The sequence below is a fragment of the Nocardia sp. NBC_01499 genome (genome assembly GCF_045040275.1).
GTDB lineage: Bacteria > Actinomycetota > Actinomycetes > Mycobacteriales > Mycobacteriaceae > Nocardia.
The window spans coordinates 6524676-6549640 of the sequence record NZ_CP109426.1 but is presented as its reverse complement, the minus strand read 5'-3'; the positions used below and the strand labels follow the sequence as shown (position 1 = coordinate 6549640).

At 69.1% G+C, this 24965-nt stretch carries 1 protein-coding gene (only partly in view); it reads right to left on the bottom strand.

The window, feature by feature from the left end; translation table 11 throughout:
* Positions 1-9: 9 nt before the first annotated feature.
* Positions 10-24965: the 3' portion of a non-ribosomal peptide synthase/polyketide synthase gene (locus tag OG203_RS29900; protein ID WP_405160577.1), read on the bottom strand. Its footprint extends 18706 nt past the window's final position; only the last 24956 of its 43662 coding nucleotides appear in the window; its start codon lies off the right edge, out of view; it ends in the stop codon at positions 10-12.

Genomic DNA, 24965 nt, shown 5'->3' with positions numbered 1-24965 from the left:
GTATCGGCACTACTCCGCGATCACGATCTTGACCTCGGGGGCCGCCGCGTCGGTTGCGTCGGTGGGGGTGACGAACCAGTGGGTGACTTCGCCGTCGGCTTGGTCGTCGGCTATCTCGCCGGTCGGGAGGACCGAGAGGGCGCCCGCGGTGGCGGAGGCCAGGAATTCGAGCATGGCCGCGCGGCCGGAGGGGGCCGTGGTGTACGTGGTCGACTCGTAGTCGATGCCGTACTCCTCGCGGACGTGTTCGGCTTGGGCGAGGGCCTCGGTTTGGCTGATCGCGAGGACGCCGTCGCCGGTCGGGACGACGAAGGCCGGGTCGTCTTCGCCGAGCGGGCGGACCCGGTCGGCGTAGGAGACCGGGTGCGACGGTGCCGCGGCCAGGTCGGCCTGCGTCCGCGGCTCGGACGGGACCAACCAGCGAATCGGGCTGTCCGGCACCGCGTTCGGGGTGATCCCGAATGTGGCTCCGGCGGTGACCATGGCGTCGGCGGCGAGATCACCGGCGAACAGCAGTGCCGCACCGGCCTTCTGCACCGCCCAGGCCGCGATGACCGCGTCCACCGAGCGCGGCAGCGCCACCGCGACGATGTCGCCCGGCCCCGCACCCCGATCGATGAGCACCCGCGCCAACTGCGAGGAGCGTCGATCAAGGACGTGGTAAGCGATTTCGTCGCCGCCGACGAGCAGCGCTGGCGCCTCCGGATCCTCCTCGACCACCTCGGCGAGCACCTTGGCTACCGTGTGCGCACCAACCCGGCCGGTCGGTTCCGGCGCGGAAACGGTTGCCGTGATACCGGATTCGACGAGCAGGCGGGCCCGCTCACCGGCATCGAGGATGTCGATATCGCCGACGAGTCCGTCCGGATCGCCGAGCAACGCCTCCAGCACCCGAACCAATCGCGCGGACATGATCTCGACCTCGTCGCCGGTGAACCGGCTGCCCAGGTACTTGAGCGTCAACTCGATCGTCGATTCGGCGGTCACCAGCAGCGTCAACGGGTAGTGCGTCGCGTCATTGACGCCGACACCGGTCACCGACATGCCGTCGATGGAGCTGGCGGCCGAAATGGCCTCCTTGTCCATCGGATACGACTCGAATACCAGCAGCGTGTCGAACAGTGACCCGGTGCCTGCCACCCGCTGGATGTCGGTGAGCCCGACGTAGTGGTGCTCGAGCAGATCCGCCTGATCGTGCTGCAACCGCTCCAGCAGCTTGCCGATGGTCTGGCGGTCGTCGATCCGCAACCGCACCGGCAGCGTGTTGATGAACAGACCGACCATCGATTCCACGCCGGGCAGCTCGGCGGGCCGTCCGGAGACGGTGGCGCCGAACACCACATCGCCGCGTCCGGTGAGTCGTCCGAGCAGGATGCCCCAGGCCGCCTGCACCAGTGTGTTCACCGTGACGCCCAATTCGGCGGCGTGCTTGGTGAGTTGGCGCGTCCGGTCGGCGTCGAGTTCGGTGACCTGCTTGCCGATCTCGTACTGCTCGACCGAACGCGGTTGCGGCGCAAGCTGAGTCGGCTCGTTGACCCCGTCGAGCGCGGTCGCCCACGCCCGCAGCGAGGCCTCGCGGTCCCGCCCAGCCAGCCAGCCGAGGAAGTTGCGGTAGGAGGCCACCCTCGGCAGCGCGGACTGCGCGCCGCGAACCGCGTACAGCACCAGCAGATCCCGCATGAGCAGCGGCATCGACCAACCATCCAACAGGATGTGATGGGTGGTGATCGCCAGGTGCCATTGGCTCTCGTCGGTGCGGAACAACGTGAACCGCAGCAACGGCGGCGCCGCCATGTCGAAGTGCGTCGCCTGATCGGCCGCGACCTGCCTGCGCAGTTCCGCGGTCCGCTCATCGGCGGGCAGCTCGGTGAGATCCACCTCGCGCCACGGCGCCTCGATCCGATCGAGCACGACCTGCACGGCCTGCCCGTCGGAATCGGTGACGAACGCGGTGCGCAGGTTCGGGTAGCGGTCGATGATGCCCTGCGCGGCCGCGTGCAGCCGCTCGACATCCAGCGCGCCGCCGAGATCGACCACGGCCTGCATGGTGTACACGTCGACGGTCGCCTGGGTCATCATCGCGTGGAACAGCAGACCGGACTGCAGCGGCGAGAGCGGCCACACCTCGGCCAGCGCCGGGTAGTTCCGTTCCCACAGCTCGATATCGGTCTGCGCGACCCGCACCAGCGACATGTCCGACGGCGTGAAGCCGCCGGCGTCCGGCCGCCGCGCGTGCGTGGCGAGCGCGGTGAGCGCGGCGACCCAGTGGTCGGCGAACTCCTGCACCTGTTCCCGCGTCAGCAGCCCGGTCGGGAAGGCGAACGCCGCGCCGAGCTCGGGCCCGTCCGCGCCATCGGTGACAATCGCGTTGATGTCGATCGTCGCGTTGGCGGGCATGTCGAGATCCATGTCGCCGTCGAGCTGACCGAGGTCGGCCACCGGCACCCAGCCGATTTCGGCGAGCTGCTCGGGGATCTCCCCTGCCGACATCCGGCCCAGGTAGTTGAAGCTGATCTGGCCCGAGGCACCGAGTCGCTGACCGGTCGCCGAATTCAAGTGGCGCAGCAGGCCGTAACCGAGGCCCTTGTCCGGCACCGCGAGCAGCTGCTCCTTGATCGACTTCACGATCTCGCCGAGCGCGGCACCACCGGCGAAGGCGTCGGTCAGGTCGGCGCCGCCCAGATCGAGCCGGACCGGGTAGGCCGTGGTGAACCAGCCGACGGTGCGCGAAAGATCCGCGCCGGCAACGACTTCCTCTTCACGGCCGTGACCCTCGAGTTTGACCAGCGCCGCCGCACCGGCACCACGCCAGCGCGCGACCGCCATGGCCAGCGCGGAGAGCAGCCCGTCGTTCACGCCGCCGCGGTAGAGGCCGGGGATCGCGGTGAGCACCGCGTCGGTGACCTCGGCGGGCAACGTGACCTCGACCCGTTCGACCGTGGCGAAGGTGTCGATCGCCGGGTCGAACGGCCGCGCGCCGAGCAGCGGATCCGGAGTCGTCGAAACCTGCTGCCAGAACGGCAGTTCCGCGATCCGATCGGGCGAGGTGGCCGCCTCGACCAGGCTGTGCGCCCAGCGCCGCATCGAGGTTCCGTTGGCGGGCAACGCGACCTGCTGACCGGCGGCCAGCTGTGACCACGCGACCGCGAAGTCCGGAATCAGGATGCGCCAGGACACACCGTCGACCACGAAGTGGTGCGCGACGATGAGCAGCACGTCACGACGCTCGCCCTCGAACGCGAACCAAATGAACTGCGCCATCACGGCATTCGCCGGATCCAACCGGCCGAGCGCGGCGTCGAACGCCTCGCTGCCGACCCGCTTGAGCTCGGCGTCGTCGACGTCGGCGGCCAGCTCGACCCGATGCACCATGGCATCCACGTCGACCGCACCGGTCGCCAGCGCCTCGAACGCCCACTGATCGTCGGTGCGGCGCAACCGAGTCCGCAGCACGTCGTGATGGTCGAACACCGCCGCGATGGTCCCGACCAGGGTCGCCCGATCGATACCGTCCGGCAGCCGCAGCGCCATCGTCTGCGAGAAGCGGTCGTAGGACGAGCCGCTCGCGAGGATCTGCGTCATGATCGGCGTCAGCGGTATCTCGCCGACACCGCCGCCGGGCAGCTCTTCCAGCTTCACCTGTGCCGAACCCGCACCGAGCGTGGCGATTTCGGCGAGCGAGGCGACACTGCGGCGCTCGAACACCTCACGCGGGGAGAACACGACGCCGCGTGCCTTGGCCCGCGACACCAGCTGGATGGACAGGATGCTGTCGCCGCCGAGCGCGAAGAACGAGTCGTCCAAACCGATCTGCTCGACCCCGAGCACCTCGGCGAACACCTCGGCGATGATCGCCTCGATCTCGCTGGCCGGCGCGCGGAACTCGCGCGGCGCGAGCACCGGCTCGGGCAGCGCCTTGCGGTCGAGCTTGCCGACCGGGGTCAGCGGGATCTCGTCGAGCACCACGATCGCCGACGGCACCATGTGCGGCGGCAGACTCCGCGCGGCGTGCTCGCTGAGCCGGACCGTGTCGATCTCGTGGCCGGGCACCGCGAGCACATAGGACACCAGAATCGTGGCGCCCGCCGCGGTTTCCTTGCCGAGCGTGATCGCGAACTCGACATCGTGATGGGCCGCGAGGACCGTGTCGATCTCGCCGAGCTCGATGCGGAAGCCGCGGATCTTCACCTGGAAGTCCGAGCGCCCGACGTAATCCAGCTCCCAGCGCACCTCGGGCACCGCGGCATTACCCGCGCGCTCGCCCGGTTCGGCGAACCAGCGCACCACGTCGCCGGTGCGGTACATCCGCGCGCCCTCGTTGCTCCACGGGTTGGCGACGAACCGTTCCGCGGTGAGGTCGGGGCGGTTGTGGTAGCCACGGGCCACCGCGCCACCGGCGAGGTAGAGCTCGCCGGCGACGCCGGGCGGCACCGGGTTGAGCCGCGCGTCGAGCACCAGCGCCGACATGCCGCGCACCGGAAGACCGATGGTGACGTGCCGTCCCGGGGTCAGGCTCGCGTAGGACGAGATGATCGTCGTCTCGGTCGGACCGTAGGCATTGAAGTACTTGCGGCCCGGGTACCACTTGGCCAGCAGCTCCGGCGTGGTGACATCGCCACCGACGGAAGCGACCTCGAGTGCCTCCATGCCCGCCGGATCGACCGTGCCGAGCACGGCCGGGGTGATGATCGTGTGCGTGACCCGCTCGGTGCGCAGCAGTTCGGCCAGGTCAGGGCCGCCGATGATGGTGGACGGCACGATCACCAGCGTCGCGCCGGTGTAAGCGGCACACAGCCATTCGAGCACCGACGGGTCGAAACTCGGCGAGCAGATGTGCAGGAACCGGTGGTGCGATTCGAGCTGGTACAGGTCGGTGGCGACACCGACAAGGCCGCCCATGCCCGCGTGGGTCACGGTGACGCCCTTGGGCATACCCGTCGAACCCGAGGTGTAGATGACATACACCGGGTGCCGCATGGCAAGCGACGAGAGCCGATCCGCGTCCGTCACCGATTCCGGCGACTTGGCCTCGATCAGCTCATCCAGTGCGGGATCGTCCAGCCGCAGCCATTCGACATCGCGCGGCAGCCGATCCACGTGCTCGCTCGCGGTGATACCGATGACCGCGCCGGAGTCGTTGATCATGTGCCGCATGCGGTCTTCGGGGTAGGTCGGGTCGACCGGCACATGCGCGCCACCTGCCTTTGCCACCGCCCAGAATGCCGCGACCATCTCGTAGGAGCGCGGGAAGGACAGCGCCACAATGCGTTCCGGACCGACACCGCGATCGATCAGCACCCGCGCCAGCCGCGACGAGTACTCGTCGAGCTCGCGGTAGGTGATCGAACGACCCTGGTAGCGGACCGCGATCTGGTCCGGGTTCAGCTTCGCGCCGCGCTGCAGCAGATCAGGCAGCAGCCCGGTGGCCATCACGTCTTCGCCGTGCACGTGCGTGAGCAGCTCGTACTCGGCCGCGTCGAGCAGCGGCAGGTCGCCGATCGGCAGATCGCGGTCGGTGACGATCGCGTCGAGCAGTCTGGTGAACCGCTGCGCGAAGATCTCGACCGTGGCGTCGTCGAAAAGGTCACGGGCGAAGGAGAACTCGGCGTACATGCCGGCGTCGTCCCCGGCCGCGGCCTCCCGAATCGTCAGCGACAGATCGAATTTCGCCGTCTCGACATCGAAATCGACCGCGCCGACATGCAATCCGGGCAGTTCGAAGCTGGTCTCCGGCAGGTTCTCGAACGACAGCGCCACCTGGAACAGCGGGTGCCGCGCGGTCGAACGCTCCGGGCTGAGCAGCTCGACGAGCCGCTCGAACGGCAGATCGGCGTGCGCGAACGCCTGCAGGTCCGAATCCTTCGTCCTGGCGAGCAGCTCGCCGAAGGTGAGATCGCCTTCGACGTGCGAGCGAAGCACAAGCGTGTTGACGAACATGCCGATCACGTCGTCGAGTTCGGCCTCGCCGCGACCAGCGATCGGGGTGCCGATGGCGATGTCGTCGGTGCCCGACATCCGCGCGAGGAACAGCGCGAGCGCGGCGTGCACCAGCATGAACATGGTCGCGTTCTGTTCCCGCGCGATCTCGGTGAGCTTGCGGTGCAGCTCACCCTCGATCGGGAACACCACGCGTCCACCGGCGAACGACTGCGTTGTCGGCCTCGACCGGTCGGCGGGCAGGTTGAGTTCGTCCGGCAGCCCGGCCAGCGCGGCACGCCAGTACTCGGCCTGCTGCGAGATCAGGCTGGCCGGATCGGCCTCCGAGCCGAGCACGTCGCGCTGCCACAGGCTGAAGTCCGCGTACTGCACCGGCAGCGGCGCCCAGCCGGGCGGCACGCCGTTCGAGCGGGCCGCGTAGGCGAGCATCACATCGCGGGTCAGCGGGCCCATCGACCAGCCGTCGGCGCTGATGTGGTGCACAACGAACACGAGCACGTATTCGCCGTCGGAGACCCGGAACAGCTTGGCCCGCAACGGAACTTCCGCGGTGACATCGAACCCGGCCGTGATCACGTCGAAGATCCGCAGCTGAATGTCTTCGACGGCAACGGTTTCCGGCGTCAGATCCGGCACCGACTGCTCGGCGGGCAGAATCACCTGGCTCGCGGCGCGACCCTGCTCCGGGTACACCGTGCGCAGCGTCTCGTGCCTGGCGATGACATCCGCGACGGCGTCCTGCAGCGCGACGACATCGAGGTCGCCGGTGAGCCGCACGGCGACCGGGATGTTGTTGACGGCCGAGGCGGTGTCGAACTGGTTGAGGAACCACATGCGCTGCTGAGCGAGCGACAGCGGAACCTGTTCCGGGCGCGGGCCCGCCACCAGGGCGCGACGGCCACCGGCACCGGCGTGCTGTTCGACCTTGACGGCCAAACCTGCGACGGTCGACGCCTCGAACAGCGCACGCACCGGCACCCTGGCATCGAGTGCGGCACCGATACGCGCGGCGACCTGCGTAGCCAGCAGCGAGTTACCACCCAGACCGAAGAAGTCGTCATCCGCGCCGACCTGATCGACACCGAGCACCTCGGCAAACACCGACGCCACGATCTCCTCGATCGGCGTCGACGGCGCACGGAACGCCTGAGTCTCGAACTCCGGCTCCGGCAACGCCTTACGATCCAACTTACCGTTCACATTCAACGGCAGCGCATCGAGCACCACGAACGCCGACGGCACCATGTACGACGGCAAACCAGCGGTCAACGCCGACTTCACCTGCGCGACATCGACATCACCATTCGAAGCCACCAGGTAAGCGACCAAACGATCGCCGGTCTTCGGATCGGACTTGGCGACCACCGCGGTCTGCGCGATCTCCGGCAGCGCAAGCAGCGCGGCCTCGATCTCACCGAGTTCGATACGGAAACCACGGATCTTCACCTGGAAGTCGGTGCGGCCCCGGTATTCCAGCTCACCGGCGGCGTTCCACGCCACCAGGTCACCGGTGCGGTACATCCGGGCACCGGTCTGGAACGGGTTGGCCACGAACCGATCCGCGGTCAGATCCGCACGACCGAAGTAACCGCGGGCAAGCTGGGCACCAGCGAGGTACAGCTCACCGGCGACACCGTCCGGCACCGGCCGCAGCCGCGAATCCAGCACGTAGACCTGGCTGTTCCATTCGGGAAGACCGATGGACACGGAGGTCTCGTCCGCCCTGGTCACCCGATGGCTGGTGATCGACACCGCGGCCTCGGTGGGGCCGTAGAGGTTGAACAGCTCGGTACGGGAGTGTTCGCGCACGAACCGCTGCGCCAGCGCACCCGGCAGCGCCTCACCGATCGCAAGCACCCGCCACAGCGAGTTCGGGAAATCGCCGGCGGTGAGCGCGTCGAGCATCGACGGCACCATATGCAGCGTGGTCACCCACTCACGAGCCATCAACTCGTTGAGGTACGCCGGGTCCTGGTGTCCGTCGGGCGCGGCGATGACAAGTCGGCCACCACATACCGCCGCGGACCAGAACTCCCACACCGAAAGGTCGAACGTCGCAGCGGTCTTCAGCAGAATCGCATCAGCGGCATCAAGACCGAACTCGGTAACCTTCCACTGCAACTGATTCGCGATCGCCGCATGCGAAACCGCCACACCCTTCGGACGACCCGTCGAACCCGACGTAAAGATCACATACGCCGTGTTCGCCGGACGCAACGGCGCGACACGATCAGCGTCCGTAATCGAGGTCTTGTCCACCTCGGCCAGATCCAGCTGATCGATCCGCACCAAAGGCGCGACATCAGTATCGAACTCGGCATCCGCGTTCGTCAGCACGCACACCGGCGCCGCGGTGTCGAGGATGTAGTTCGTGCGCTCAGCGGCCTGCGCCGGATCCACCGGCACATACGCACCACCGGATTTCGCGACCGCGTACATGGCCACGATCAGATCCACCGACCGCCGGAACGCCAACGCGACGCGCGCCTCCGGACCGACCCCGATCGAGATCAGATGCCGGGCAAGACGATTCACCCGAGCATCGAGACCGCCGTAGGTGATCGACGCACCGTCCTCGGTGACCAGCGCGACTTCCTTCGGCCCGGCCGCCACCGAGGCGTCGAGCAGCGAAACCAGCGTCGCCGCCGAATCCACCGCGTAGTCGGTCGCGTTGCGACCGGTCACGAGCTGAGCGCGCTCCGCGACATCGAGCAGTTCGATATCGCCGACCGAGGTGCGCGGCGCGGCGATGATCGCACCGATCAGGCGCGCGAACCGATCGACGAAGCCCTGCACCGTGCCCTGATCGAACATATCGGTGGCGTAGGTGAAGAACCCGGTGATGCCCTCGGGCTCGCCCGCGTCGCTGTAGCGGTCGGTCGCGATCAGGTGCAGATCGAACTGCGAGAGCGCGGTGTCGATATCGAGCCCGGACACCGCGAGACCCGGCAGCTCCAGCCCGGCCTGCGCCAGGTTCTGGAACGAAAGACCCACCTGGAACAGCGGATGCCGCGCGGTGGACCGGACCGGGTTGAGCACCTCGACCAGGCGCTCGAACGGCACATCGGCGTTGGCGAAGGCCTGGATATCGGTCTCACGTTGGCGGGCGAGCAGTTCGGTGAACGCCTCACCGGCATCGATCCTGGTGCGGAACACCAGCGTGTTGACGAACATGCCGATCAGGTCGTCGAGCACGGCCTCGCCACGACCGGCCATCGGCGTGCCGATCGCGATGTCGTCGGTGCCGGACAGGCGGCCGAGCAGCACCGCGAGCGCGGTGTGCACGACCATGAACAGCGTCGCGCCCTCGGTGCGCGCCAGCTCGATCAGCGCCTGATGCGTGTCGGCGTCGATGCGCAGCTCGACCTTGCCACCGGCGAAGGACTGCACCGCGGGACGCGGCCGATCCGAGGGCAGATCCAGCTGATCAGGCAGGTCGGCCAGCGCCTGGCGCCAGTACGCGACCTGCTTGGACGCCAGCGAGTCCCGGTCGTCTTCGCTGCCGAGCAGCTCACGCTGCCAGATGCTGTAGTCGGCGTACTGCACCTCGAGCGGCGCCCAGTTCGGCGCCTCCCCCGCCGAGCGCGCGGCGTAGGCGATCATCAGGTCGCGGGTCAGCGGGCCGACCGACGAGCCGTCGCCGGAGATGTGGTGCACGACCATGGCGAGGACGTATTCGACGTCCGGCGTGGCATCGGCGCTCTCCCCGGCGATCTGGAACAGCGCGACCTGCATCGGCACCTCGGTGGTGACGTCGAACATCGTCGACGTCAGTGCCACCACGGCGGATTCGATCTGCGCCGGCGCGACAACGCGCACTTCCAGGCGCGGCACGGCCTGCGCGGGCGGCAGGATCACCTGCACCGGACCGCTGTCGGTCTGCGGGTAGATGGTGCGCAGGATCTCGTGCCTGCTGACCAGGTCCGCGATCGCGGCACGCAGCGCGGCCACGTCGAGCGCACCGGTGAGCCGCACCGCGATCGGCACGTTGTAGGCCGCCGACTGGGTGTCGAATCGGTTGAGGAACCACATGCGCTGCTGCGCGAGCGACAGCGGAATGTGATCCGGGCGCGGCGCGGCGGTCAGTGCCTTGCGGCCACCGGCGTCGGCGTGCTGCTCGACCCGGACGGCCAGCGCGGCGACGGTCGAGGCCTCGAACATCAACCGGACCGGCACCCGCGTGTTCAGCGCCTCACCGAGGCGGGCCGCGACCTGCGTGGCCAGCAGCGAGTTACCGCCCCAGGCGAAGAAGTCGTCATCGAGGCCGAGGCGCTTCGACTCCGCCCCTTCCCGATCCGAGATCCGCAGCACATCGGCGAAGGTGTTGGCCACGATCTGCTCGATCGGCGTGACCGGCGCGCGGAACACCGCCTTCTCGAAGGTGGGCTCCGGCAACGCCTTTCGGTCGAGCTTGCCATTGGCGTTGAGCGGCAACGCATCCAGCTGGATGAGCACCGACGGCACCATGTACGACGGCAGCTCCGCGGCAAGCGCGGCCTGCAGCCCGCGCTTGTCGAGCTGACCCGCCCGTGGCACGACGTAGGCGACGAGCCGGTCGCCGATGCTCGGATCGGTGTGCGCGAGTACGGCGGCCGCGGTGATCGCGGGCTGGCGCAGCAGCGCGGCCTCGATCTCGCCGAGTTCGATGCGGAAGCCACGGATCTTCACCTGGAAGTCGGTGCGGCCCCGGTAATCCAGTTCTCCGGCGGCATTCCAGGCCACCAGGTCACCGGTGCGGTACATGCGCTCGCCCGCCGCACCGAACGGATCGGCGATGAACCGGTCGGCGGTCAGCTCGGCCTTGCCGAAGTATCCGCGCGCCAATTGCGCACCGGCCAAGTACAACTCGCCGGAGACCCCGACCGGAACCGGCCGCAGCCTGGTGTCGAGCACGTAGACGCGGCTGTTCCACTCCGGCGTACCGATCGACACCGAGCCCTGGTCGGCGTCGGTGACCCGGTGGCTGGTGATCGACACCGCCGCCTCGGTCGGGCCGTACAGGTTGAACAGCTCGGCCGCGTTGTTCCTGCGGAACCGCTGCGCGGTCGCGGCGGGCAGCGCCTCACCGATGGCGAGCACCTGACGCAGCGAATGCGTCAGGTGGCCAGCGGATTCGGTGAGCAGCGAGTCGAGCATCGACGGCACCACGTGCAGGGTGGTGACCCCGGTGCCGCGCATCAGCTCGTTGAGGTAGGCCGGGTCGCGGTGACCGTCGGCCGCCGAGATCACCAGACGGCCACCCGACGCGGCGGCGGTCCAGAATTCCCAGACCGACAGGTCGAACGTCGCCGCGGTCTTCAGCAGGATCGCGTCGTCCGCGCCGAGGCCGAAGGTCGTGATCTCCCACTGCAATTGGTTGACGATCGCGGCGTGCGAAACGGCGACGCCCTTGGGCTGGCCGGTCGAGCCGGACGTGAAGATCACGTACGCGGTGTTCGCCGGAACCAGCGCGCCACGGCGTTCGCCCTCGGTCACCGGGCTCGCCGCGAACGCGGTCAGGTCGAGGGTGTCGATCTGCACGATATCGGTTGCGGCGGTACGGAATCCGTCGCGACCGGTGGTCAGCACGCAGACCGGTGCCGCGGTGTCGAGGATGTAGTCGGTCCGCTCGGCAGGCTGGTCCGGATCGATGGGCACATAGGCCGCACCGGATTTCGCGACCGCGTACATGGCGACCACGAGATCGGTGGACCGGCGGATGGCGAGTGCCACCCGGTCCTCTGGGCCGACGCCACGCTGAATCAGGTAGCGGGCCAGGCGATTCACCCGGCTGTCCAGGTCTGCGTAGGACAGCTCCTGCTGGCCGGTCGGCTCGTCGGCGACGAGTGCGACCGCGTCCGGTGTCGCCGCGACCGAGGCGTCGAGCAGTGACACCAGCGTCGCGGTCGTGTCGACCTCGTGCGCGGTGTCGTTCCAGCTGGTGAGGATGCGGGTGTGCTCGTCCGCCGCGAGCAGGTCGATCTCGCCCACCGGCATGGTGGCATCGTCGAGGACGGCGTCGAGCACGCGCACGAAGCGGTCCGCGAAGCCCTGGACCGTGCCCTCGTCGAACAGGTCGATGGCGTAACCGAATTCGGTGATGATCTCGGCGGGCGTGCCGTCCTCGGTGTACCGGTCGTACAGCGTGACGTGCAGGTCGGTCTTGGCGAGCTGGGAGTCGAAGTTGACCGCGCTCACTGAGAGGCCGGGCAGTTCGAAGGTGGTCTCGGCCAGGTTCTGGAACGAAAGGCCAACCTGGAACAGCGGATTGCGCGCGGTGGAGCGCACCGGGTTGAGCACCTCGACGAGGCGCTCGAACGGCACGTCGGCGTTGGCGAATGCCTCGAGGTCGCGTTCCTTGACGTCGGCGAGCAGGTCGGCGAAACGGTCGCCGGGCGCCACCTTGGTCCGGAAGACCAGCGTGTTGACGAACATGCCGATCAGGTCGTCGAGTTCGCGTTCGCCGCGGCCCGCGATCGGTGTGCCGACCGCGATGTCGTCGGTGCCGGACAGCCGCGACAGCAGCACGGCAAGCGCCGCGTGCACGACCATGAACAGCGACGCGTTGTTGGCGCGGGCCAGTTCGTGCAGGCGGGCGTGCCGCTCCGGGGAGATCTCGAAGCGAATCGCCTTGCCGTGGAACGACTGCGCGGGCGGGCGCGGCCGGTCGGCGGGCAGCTCGAGCTGATCGGGCAGCCCGGCCAGCGCGCTCTGCCAGTAGCCGACCTGTTGGGCGGCAAGGGATTCCGGATCGTCCTCGGAACCGAGCACCGTGCGCTGCCAGAGCGCGTAGTCGGCGTACTGCACCGACAGCGGAAGCCACTGCGGCACATCGCCTTGCACGCGGGCGACGTAGGCGGCCATCACGTCGCGGGCCAGCGGGCCCATCGAGGAGCCGTCGGCGGCCACGTGGTGCACGGTGAACGCGAGCACGTGCTCGTCCGGCGCGATCCGGAACAGCGCCACGGCTAGGGGCACCTCGACGGTGACGTCGAAGGTGGTCAGCGCGAACGCGATAACGGCGCCGAGCAGATCGGCCTCGGTGACGTCGACCGGGGTGAGCGCCGCCGCGGACTGTGCGGCGGGCTGGATCACCTGGTGCGGGCCCTCGGCGGAGCGCGGGTAGGTGGTGCGCAGCACTTCGTGGCGGGCGAACACGTCGCCGATCGCCTGTTCCAGCGCGGCGACATCGAGGGTGCCCGACAGGCGCACTGCGAGCGGGATGTTGTCGACCGCCGAAGTGGTCGTGTCGAATTGGTTGAGGAACCAGTAGCGCTGCTGTGCGGGCGAGAGCGGGATCCGCGCGGGACGCTCCCCCGTCTCCAGTTTGGGCCGCTGTCTGCCGGATCCCGCGTTGCGCTCGACCTGGGTGGCCAGCGCGGACACGGTGGACGCCTCGAACAGGTCGCGCACGGCGAGCTGGGTGTCCAGTGCGGCGCCGAGGCGCGCGGTGACCTGGGTGGCGAGCAGCGAGTTGCCGCCGAGTTCGAAGAAGTCGTCGTCGAGGCCGACCCTGGCGACGCCGAGCACGTCGCCGAAGGTGCCGGCGACGATCTCCTCGATCGGGGTGGACGGTGCCCGGAATACCTTGGCCTCGAACACCGGCGCTGGCAGCGCCTTGCGGTCGAGCTTGCCGGAGGCGTTGAGCGGGAACTCATCGAGCACCACGAACGCCGACGGCACCATGTACGCGGGCAGCTCGCCGCCGAGTTCGGCGCGCACGCCGTCGATGTCGATCGAGTGACCCGTGGTCGGCACGACGTACCCGACGAGCTGGTCGCCGAGGCGGTCGTCGGAGCGCACAACCACCACGGCCTGCGCGATGGAATCCAGTGCGGTGAGCGCGGATTCGATCTCGCCGAGCTCGATCCGCAGACCACGCAGCTTCACCTGGAAGTCGGTGCGGCCCAAGTACTCCAGTTCGCCACCCGCGGTCCAGGTGACGAGGTCACCGGTGCGGTACATGCGCTCGCCGTCCGCGCCGAACGGGTTGGCCACGAACCGATCCGCGGTCAGCTCCGGTCGCGCGACGTAGCCGCGAGCCAACTGCAGACCCGCGAGGTACAGCTCACCCGCGACGCCGACCGGCACCGGATGCATGCGCGAATCCAGCACGTACACCTGGGTGTTGAACACCGGGGCGCCGATCGGCACGGACACGGTGTCGGCCTCGTCCACCTCGTGGAAGGTGACGTCGACGGCGGCCTCGGTCGGGCCGTACAGGTTGTGCAGGCGCGCGCCGGTGAGTTCCTGCATCCGCTGCGCGGTGGCGGCGGGCAGCGCCTCACCGGAGGCGAAAACATTGACCAGGCTGGTGCATTCGTCCGCGCGCTGTTCGGCGACGAACACCGAGAGCATCGACGGCACGAAGTGCGCGGTGGTGACCTCTTGCTCGAGGATCACCTTGATCAGGTAGCCGGGATCGCGATGTCCGTCCGGCTTAGCGACGACCAGGCGCGCGCCGATCTGCAAGGGCCAGAAGAACTCCCACACCGACACGTCGAAGGTGGCCGGGGTCTTCTGCAGCACCACGTCCGTTGGCTCGAGGCCGTACTCGGCCTGCATCCACACCAGGCGGTTGACGATCGCGCCGTGGCTGACGGCGACACCCTTCGGCCGACCGGTGGAACCGGAGGTGAAGATGACGTACGCGGTGTTCGACGGGCGCAGCGGCGCAAGGCGATCCGCGTCAAGTACCGGCGCATCGGAGTAGTCCGACAGCTCCAGGCGGTCGATCTCGATGGCAGGCGTCTTCCCCGCGTCGAACTCGTCCCGTGCGGTCGTCAGCACGCACACCGGCTGCGCGGTATCGAGCACATAGCGGGTGCGATCGGCCGGATGATCGGGATCCAATGGCACGTAAGCACCACCGGCGACGGTGACCGCGTACATGCCGACAACCAGATCGATCGACCGGCGCATACCGAGCGCGACCATCGAGTCCGGGCCGACGCCCAGCGAGATGAGGTGGCGGGCAAGACGATTCACCCTGGCGCCGAACTCGGCGTAGGACAGACTCGTCCCCTCGAAGGTCACTGCGGTCGCCTCAGGTGTCCGAGCCGCCTGCGCCTCGAACATCGAGACCAGCGTCGCCGAATCATCCACCGCGTGCGCGGTGTCGTTCCAGCGCGCGACCACCTGTGCGTGCTCGGCCGAGTCGAGCAGTTCGACATCGCCGATCGTCACGGACGGATCCGCGACAACGGCGGTCAACAACCGGACGAGCCGGTCAGCGACGCCCGCGATCGTGCCCGCGTCGAACATGTCGGTCGCGTAAGCGAATTCCGCGGTCATGCCGTCGGCGGCGCCTTCGCCGTCGAACCGGTCGGACAGGCTCAGGTGCAGATCGAACTTGGCGGTCACCACGTCCAGTGGGACACCGGCGACCTCGAGACCTGGCAGCTCGAACGAGGCTTCCCCGGTGTTCTGGAACGACAGCATCACCTGGAACAGCGGATGCCGCGCCTGCGAACGGGCCGGGTTGAGGATCTCGACCAGCCGCTCGAACGGCAGGTCGGCGTGCCCGAAGGCGGCGAGGTCGCGATCCTTGGTGTGCGCGACCAGATCCGCGAACGGCGCCGCGGGATCGACCGCGCTGCGCAGCACGAGCGTGTTGACGAACATGCCGATGGCGTCGTCGAGCACGGCCTCACCGCGCCCGGCCACCGCGGTACCGATGGCGATGTCGTCGCTGCCGGACAACCGCGCGAGCAGCGCGGCGAACGCGGCGTGCACCACCATGAACAGGCTCGCGCCGTGCTCCCTGGCGAGCGCGTTCAGGTCACGCAGCAGCCGCGCGTCGAGCGAGAACTCGTACACCCCACCGCGATTGGACGCGACGGCGGGCCGCGAGCGATCCGACGGCAGGTCGAGCTGGTCGGGCAGCCCGGCCAGGCTGCCGGACCAGTAGGCGACCTGCTGCGCGATCAGCGAATCCGGATCGTCTTCGGAGCCAAGGGTTTCGCGCTGCCACAGCGCGTAGTCGGCGTACTGCACCGGCAGCGGCGGCCAGGCCGGGGCGTCGCCGCGCGAGCGGGCCGCGTAGGCGATCATCACGTCGCGGGCCAGCGGCCGCACCGACCAGCCGTCGCCGGAGATGTGGTGCACCACGAAGACAAGCACGTGCGTGTCCGGCAGCGAGCCGTCCATCGAGCCGACCACCCGGAACAGCTTGGCCCGCACCGGCACCTCGGTGGTGACGTCGAAGCCGGTCAGCACCAATTCACTGACCCGGTCCTGGATCTCGGTCTCGGACACCTCGATCGGGGTCAGCTCGATCTCCTGCCCGGCGGGCAGTACGACCTGGACACCTTGACCGTCGGCGGTCTCCGGATAGACGGTGCGCAGCACCTCGTGCCGGTCGACCACGTCGGCGACGGCCTGGCGCAGCGCGTCGGTGTCGAGCGAGCCGGTGAGCCGGACCGCAAGGGGGATGTTGTTGACCGCGGTCTGGTTGTCGAACCGGTTGAGGAACCACATCCGCTGCTGGGCCAGCGACAACGGGATTCGGGCCGGACGCTGCCCTGCCACGAGTTCGCGGCGGCGCCCGCTGCCCTGGTGCGCTTCCATCCGCGCGGCCAGGGTGGCCACGGTCGGCGCCTCGAACAGCATCCGCACCGGGACGCGGGTGTCCAGCGCGGCACCGAGGCGGGCGACCACCTGGGTGGCGATGAGCGAGTTGCCGCCGAGGTCGAAGAAGTCGTCGTCGATACCGACGGCGCGTTCGCCGTCGACGCTGGTGAGTCCGAGCACCTCGGCGAAGGTGTTGGCCACGATCTCTTCGATCGGGGTGGACGGCGCGCGGAATTCCCGTGCCTCGAAGGCGGGTTCGGGCAGCGCGCGCCGATCAAGCTTGCCGTTCGGGTTGAGCGGCATGGCGTCGAGCACCACGAGCGCGGCGGGCACCATGTACGACGGCAGGCGCATGGACAGCTGCGTCCTGAGCTCGTCGACGTCGACTGTCGCACCGCTGACCGGAACGACATAGCCGACGAGCTGATCGCCGGTGTGCGCGTCCGAGCGCACCATGGCGACGGATTGGGCCACCGAATCGTGTGCGGTGAGCGCGGTTTCGATCTCGCCGAGCTCGATCCGCAAGCCGCGCAGCTTGACCTGGAAGTCGGTGCGGCCGATGTACTCGATGGCGCCGGACTCGTCGCGAGTGACGAGGTCACCGGTGCGGTACATCCTGGCGCCCTCGGCACCGAACGGGTTGGCCACGAAGCGATCCGAGGTCAGGTCGGTGCGGCCGAAGTAGCCGCGCGCCAGCTGCGCGCCCGCGAGATAGAGCTCGCCCGCGACACCCGATGGCACCGGCTTGAGCCGTGCGTCGAGCACGTAGGCCTGGGCGTTCCACACCGGAAGACCGATGGGGACCGCGCCGGTCACGTCGTCGGCGACCGGGCCGTGTGTGGCGTGCACGGTGAATTCCGTTGGGCCATAAAGGTTGTAGAGCTCGGCCGAGCTGACCCGGCGGATGGCGTCGACCGCGTCGGCGGTGAAGGCCTCACCGGCGATGAACAGCGTCCGCAGCGAGGCGAGCGCGTCGCTGGCGCCGGTGATGTCGACGTTCCCGGCGAAGACGGTGAGCATCGACGGCACGAACGAGGTCATGGTGACGCGTTCCGCGGCGATCACATCGGCGAGGTACTGCGGGTCGCGATGCCCGTCCGCGCTGGCCACCACGATGCGGCCGCCGGTGGTCATCGGGCCGAACAGCTCCCACACCGACACGTCGAAGGTGGCCGGCGTCTTGAACAGCACGATGTCGTCAGCGCCGATGCCGTATTCGCCGGTGATCCACCGGATCTGGTTGACGACGGCGGCGTGCGGCACCGCGACGCCCTTCGGGCGACCGGTCGAGCCGGACGTGAAGATCACGTACGCCGGGTGTTCCGTGCGCAGCGGCGCGAGCCGTTCGGCGTCGGTGACCGGCTCGGCCGAGTAACCGGACAGATCCAGCTCATCGATGGACAGCGTGGTCCGACCATCCGCGTCGAACGCGTCGCGGGAGGTGGTCAGCACGCACACCGGATCGGCCGAGTCGAGCACGTAGTTCACCCGGTCGGCGGGCTGGTCGAGGTCGAGCGGCACGTAGCCGCCACCGGCCTCGTGCACCGCGTACGCGGCGACCACCAGGTCAACCGAGCGCCGCAGACCAAGGGCGACCAAGGCCTCCGGGCCGACACCGGCCTCGATCAGCTTGCGCGCCAGCCGGTGCACGCGGGCACCGAATTCGGCGTAGGTCAAGGAGGTTCCGGTGGCCGGGTCGACGACAGCGACCGCGTCCGGGGTAGCCAGCGCCTGCGCGGCGAACTCGGCGACCATGGTGGTCGGCGCACCGAGATCGCGCTCGGTGTCGTTCCACCCGCGCAGTGCCTGCTCGGTCTCCCGCTCGTCCAGCAGCGCGATATCGCCGATGGGCCGATCCGGTTCGGCCGCGAGCGCGCCGAGTAGACGGTTGAACCGCTGCCCGAGCCGCGCCATCGTGTCCGCGTCGAAAAGATCTGTGGCGTAAATGAATTCGGCAACGATCCCAGCCGGGGCAGCACCCGCGCCGTTTACCGCCGGGATGGCGCTCTTCTCCGACAGCGTCAGCTGCAGGTCGAACTTCGCCGTGTCGATCGGCAGCTCGACGCCGCTGACCGTCAGGCCCGGCAGTTCGAGACTGTTCTGGCCGAGGTTCTGGAACGACAGCAGCACCTGGAACAGCGGATGCCGCGCCTGCGAGCGCGCCGGGTTCAGGATCTCGACCAGCCGCTCGAACGGCAGGTCGGCGTGTCCGAACGCGGCGATATCGGTGGCGCGCACCGTGCGAAGCAGGTCGGTGAAGGTCGCGCCGCTGTCGATCGGGGTACGCAGTACAAGCGTGTTGACGAACATGCCGATCAGGTCGTCGAGGGCGCGCTCGCCACGACCGGCGACCGGGGTGCCGATGGCGATGTCGTCCTCGCCGGACAGGCGGGCAAGCAGCACCGCGAGGGCGGTGTGGGTGACCATGAACAGCGTCGCGCCCCTGGTGCGGGCGAGTTCGGTGAGCCTGCCGTGGGTTTCGGCGTCGATCTCGAAGGCGTGTGTGGCGCCGCGACCGGAGGCGACCGCGGGCCGGGGCCGGTCGGTGGGCAGGTCGAGCTGATCGGGCAGCCCGGCCAGCGAGTTCGACCAGTACGCGATCTGTTGCGCGATCACCGATTCCGGATCGTCCTCGTCGCCGAGGACCGCGCGCTGCCACAGCGCGAAGTCGGCGTACTGGACTTCCAGTGGCCGCCAAGCGGGTTCGCCGCCCTCGACGCGAGCGCCGTAGGCCGTCATCACGTCCCTGGTCAGCGGGCCCATCGAGAAACCGTCGGCCGAGATGTGGTGCACCACCAGGGCGAGCACATGTTCGGTCGGGCTGACCTCGAACAGCCTTGCCCGGAACGGCACCTCGACGGTGACGTCGAAGGCGGTCAGTACCAGTTCGGAAAGTCGTTGCGGCAGTTCGGCTTCGGTGACCTCGAAGGGCGCGAGGTCCGGAATCACCTTGGCGGTGGGCACGGTCTGCTGATGCGCGGCGCCATCGACCTCGGGGTAGAAGGTGCGCAGCGACTCGTGCCTGGCCAGCACGTCGGCCACCGCGATCTGCAGCGCCTGCCGGTCGAGCAGACCGGACAGCCGCACCGCGGCCGGGATGTTGTCGACGGCCGAGTCCGGATCGAAGCGGTTGAGGAACCACATCCGCTGCTGGGCCAGCGACAGCGGCACCAACTCGGGTCGATGCTGCGGCACCAGAGCGGCCCGCGCACCGGCACCGGCGTGCGTCTCCGCGCGGGCCGCGAGCGCGACCACCGAGGAGGCCTCGAACAGCTCGCGGACGCCGAGATCGGTGTCAAGCGCGGCGGACAGCCGCGCGGCGACCTGGGTCGCGGTCAGCGAGTTGCCGCCGAGCGCGAAGAAGTCGTCGTCCAGGCCGACCCGCTCCAGGCCGAGCACCTCGGCGAAGGTCGCCGCGACGATCTCCTCCACCGGCGTCGTCGGCGCGCGGAACACCGCGGCCTCGAAGACCGGCGCGGGCAGCGCCTTGCGATCGAGCTTGCCGGAGGCGTTCAGCGGGAACTCGTCGAGCACGAGCACGACGGCCGGAACCATGTACGCGGGCAACCGCTCCGCAAGGTCCTCGCGCAGCAGCTCGGTGTCGACCCGAACATTCGGCGCGGGAATGACATAGGCGACGAGCTGATCGCCGGTGTGCTGGTCCCCACGGACCACGACGACCGACTGGGCGACCTCGTCCAGCGCGGTCAGCGCGGTCTCGATCTCGCCGAGCTCGATCCGCAGACCACGCAGCTTCACCTGGAAGTCGGTGCGGCCCAAGTACTCCAGCTCACCGGTCGACGTCCACGCCACCAGATCGCCGGTGCGGTACATGCGCTCGCCGGTGGCACCGTAGGGGTTGGCGACAAACCGGTCGCTGGTCAGATCCGGACGCGCGACGTATCCGCGAGCCAGCTGAGTGCCCGCCAGATACAGCTCACCCGCGACACCAACCGGAACCGGGCGCAAACGCGAATCCAGCACGTACACCTGGGTGTTGAACACCGGGGCACCGATCGGCACGGTGTCGGTGTCGGCATCGATGACCTCGTGGAAGGTGACGTCGACCGCGGCCTCGGTCGGGCCGTACAGGTTGTGCAGCGCCGCACCGGTCAGCTCACGCAGACGATGGGCGGGCTTGGGCGGCAACGCTTCACCGGAGGCGAACACCAAGCGCAGCGAATCGCACTGGGCCGCGGCCGCATCGGCGACGAACACCGCGAGCATCGACGGCACGAAGTGCGTGACGGTGATCCGCTCGGCACTGATGATCTCGGCCAGGTACGCCGGATCGCGATGCCCGTCCGGCTTCGCGACGACCAGCCGCGCGCCGATCTGCAAGGGCCAGAAGAACTCCCACACCGACACGTCGAAGGTGGCCGGCGTCTTCTGCAAGACCGCGTCCGTGGCGTCCAGCCCGTAGGCGGACTGCATCCACACCAGGCGGTTCACGATCGCCGCGTGCGAAACGCCGACGCCCTTGGGACGACCGGTGGAACCGGACGTGAAGATCACGTACGCGGTGTTCGACGGACGCAACGGCGCCCAGCGATCCGCGTCGGCGATCGGCGCCTCGGACAGTCCGCTCAGATCGAGCAGATCGATGCGCACCTGCGCGGTATCGATGTCGAGATCGCTGCCCGAGGTCAGCACACACACCGGATCGGCCGTGGCCAGAATGTATTCCGTGCGCTCGGCCGGGTGATCCGGATCGAGCGGCACGTACGCGCCACCGGCCACCGTCACCGCGTACATGCCGACGACGAGGTCGATCGAGCGCCGCATGCCAAGCGCCACATACGATTCCGCGCCGACACCGCGGGCGATCAGCCAGCGGGCCAGCTGGTTTACCCGACTCGCGAACTCGTCGTAGGACAGAGTTGTCCCCTCGAAGCTGAGCGCGATCGCGTCGGGCGTGCTCACCACCTGCTCGTAGAACTTCGAGACGAGCGTCGCGGCCGAATCCACCTCGTGCGCGGTGTCGTTCCAGCCGGACACCACGAGTTCGCGCTCCGCGATGTCGAGCAGTTCGATATCGCCAACCGGCAGCGTCGGTTCGGTGGTGATCGCGGTCAGCACGCGGATCAGGCGATCGGCGATGCGCCGCACGGTCTGCTCGTCGAACAGGTCGCGCAGGTATCCGGCGCGAACCCGCAGCCGCGAATCCAACTGGGCGATCAGGGTCAACGGGTAGTGCGTGGCATCGGCCGCGTCGAGGCCGACGACCGCCATGCCGTCGATATCGGAGGCCTGTTCCTGGAGGCCCTCGGCATCGACCGGGTAGGACTCGAACACCACCAGCGTGTCGAACAGGCCACCGATGCCAGCGGCGGACTGGATGTCCGCGAGGCCGACGTAGTGGTGATCGAGCAGATCCGCCTGCTCGCCCTGGGTCCTGGCCAGCAGCTGCTGCGCGGACTCCGCCGGGTCGAAGCGCACCCGCACCGGCACGGTGTTGATGAACAGGCCGACCATCGACTCCACGCCGGACAGGTCGGCGGGCCGCCCGGACACCGTGGTGCCGAACAGCACGTCGTCGCGGCCGGTCATGCGGCCGACCAGGATGCCCCACGCGGTCTGCAGCACGGTGTTCGGCGTGACGCCGAGCGAACCGGCCAGCGCGGTGAGCCGCGCGGTGGCCGTCTCGTCGAGCTCGAAGAAGTACTCACCGGAGAGCGAGGTGATCTCGCGTCCGGCGTCGGGACGGGCAAGCAGTGTCGGCTCGGAGACACCGCGCAGCGCGGTGGCCCACGCGGCGACCGAGGCCGAATGATCCTGCTGCGCGGTCCATTCCAGGAAGTGCCGGTAGGACCGCACGGCGGGCAGCACGCTGGTGTCCGCGTGTGCCGCGTAGAGCACGAGCAGGTCCTTCATGAGCAGCGGCATCGACCAGCCGTCGAGCAGGATGTGGTGGTTGGCCACCACGAACTGCCAGCGGTCGCGCGCCACCTGGATCAGCGTGAAGCGGATCAGCGGCGGCTCGGTCAGATCGAAGCGCTTGGTCCGGTCCGCGGCGATGAGGTCGTCGCCGTCGCCCTGCTCGATCCGGTCGTGCTCGGACCAGGCGACCCGGACGCTGTCCAGCACAACCTGCACCGGGCTGCCGTCGCGATCGGTGACGAACGCGGTGCGCAGGTTCTCGTAGCGGTCCACCAAAGCCTGTGCGGCCGAACGCAACCGGGCCGCGTCCACCCGTCCGGTGAGCGTCAGCACGGCCTGCGCGGTGTACACGTCCACCGAGGTGGCGGCGAGCCTGGCGTGGAACAGCAGACCGGCCTGCAGCGCGGACAGCGGCCAGATATCGGCCAGGTTCGGGAAGCGGCGCTCCCAGCCGTCGATATCACCCTGGGTGCTGCGCACCAGCGCGAAGTCGGACGGCGTGTGCCCACCGGCGCCGGTCGAATTGGCGTGCCGGGCAACCGCTTCCAGCGCGGTCGTCCACAGCTCGCCGAATTCGCGGACGGCCGCGGCGTCGAGCAGCGTCGACGGGTAGCCGATGTTCGCGGTCAGCTTGTCACCGACCACGATCGCGTTGACGTCCAGCGGTGCCATCGCGGGCATGTCCGCGTCGTAGGCCCCGCCGAGCGCGCCGAGTTCGGCGGCCGGGATCCAGCCGAAGCCGCGCAGCGACTCGGGCACATCGCCCTCGGCGACGCGGCCGAGGTAGTTGAAGCTCACCTGGCCCGGCAGCTCGACGGGCAGCTCGGCGGCGGTTTCCGGGTTCAGGTAGCGCAGCAGGCCGTAGCCGACGCCCTTGTCCGGCACCGCGAGCAGCTGCTCCTTGATCGCCTTGACGGCCTGGCCGAGCGCGGGCCCACCGGCCAGCGCGGCATCGATGTCGATGCCGGACAGGTCGAAGCGGACCGGGAAGATCGCGGTGAACCAGCCGACGGTGCGGGACAGGTCCGCGCCGGGCACGATGTCCTCTTCGCGGCCGTGGCCCTCCAGGCGGATCAGCAGCGACTCGTCGCCGCGGGCACCAGCCCTGCGCGCCCGCCATTTCGCGGTCGCCAGGGCAAGCGCGGTGAGCAGGCCGTCGTTCACGCCGCCGTGGAACAGCGCGGGCACCTTGGTCAGCAGCGCCTTGGTGACCTCGGCGGACACCTCGACCTGCAGCTTCTCGATGACGCCCGAGGTGTCGACCGCCGGGTCCATCGGCCGCTCGGTGAGCAGCGGATCGGCCGCGTCGACCACCGAACGCCAGTGGTCGAGTTCCGCGACCCGCTCGGCGCTGCGTGCCTCGCGTTCGAGTGCGTGCGCCCAGGCCCGCATCGAGGTGGCCGGTGCGACCAGCTCGGGCGGCTGGCCCGCGGTGCGCTGGCCCCAGGCCGCCACGAAGTCCGGCACCAGGATGCGCCAGGAGACACCGTCGACCACCAGGTGATGACCGACGACGATCAGGCGTCCGGCGCGTCCGCTGTTCGACGGCTCCAGCCAGACGAACCGAATGACAACGCCCGCAGCGGGATCCAGTCGATCGAGCGAGGAATCCAGTGCGGCGGCGGCGATCTCGATCAGCTCGGCGTCATCGACGGCGGCGTCGAAGGTGCTGTGGTCGACCAGCGCGTCCACGTCGATCGTTGCGGGAGCTGCGGTTTCGAGCAGCCACTCGCCGTCGACCTCGCGCAGGCTGGCCCGCAGCATGTCGTGGCGGTCGATGACCGCGCCGACCGTCGCGACGATGCCGGCCCGGTCGATGCCGACCGGCAGCTCGAGTGCGAGGGTCTGGTTGAACCGGCCGAACGAACCGCGCCGCTCCGCCATGAACCGCACGACCGGGGTCAGCGGCATCGAGCCGACGCCCCCACCGGGCAGCTCGGCGAGTACAACGGCCGAAGCCGCCGCGGCGTCGGCGGTGCCGGCGACCGAGGCCAGCCCGGCGACGGTGCGCTGCTCGAACACGTTGCGCGGCGTGAACACCACGCCGCGCGCCTTGGCCCGCGACACCAACTGAATGGAGACGATGCTGTCGCCACCGAGTGCGAAGAACGAATCGTCGACGCCGACCCGCTCCAGGCCGAGCACCTCGGCGAAGACCTCGGCGATGGCCTGCTCGACCGGCGTGCGCGGCGCCCGGAACACGACCTCGGTCGCGAACACCGGCTCCGGCAACGCCTTTCGGTCAAGCTTGCCGACCGGGGTGAGCGGAACACGGTCGATCACCATGATCGACGACGGCACCATGTACGCGGGCAGCCGATCCTCGACGTGCCCGGTCAGCGCCGCCACATCGATCGATTTACCCTGCGCCGCAACGACATAGGCCACCAGCGAGGTGGCACCGGCGGAACCCTTGTGGCCGACGGTGACCGCGAAGTCGACGGTCTCGTGCGCGGCGAGGGCCGCGTCGATCTCGCCCAGCTCGATGCGGAAACCGCGCACCTTGACCTGGAAGTCGGACCGGCCGACGTATTCGACCTCACCGGTACGCGTCCAGCGGACCACGTCACCGGTGCGGTACATCCGCGCACCGGCGA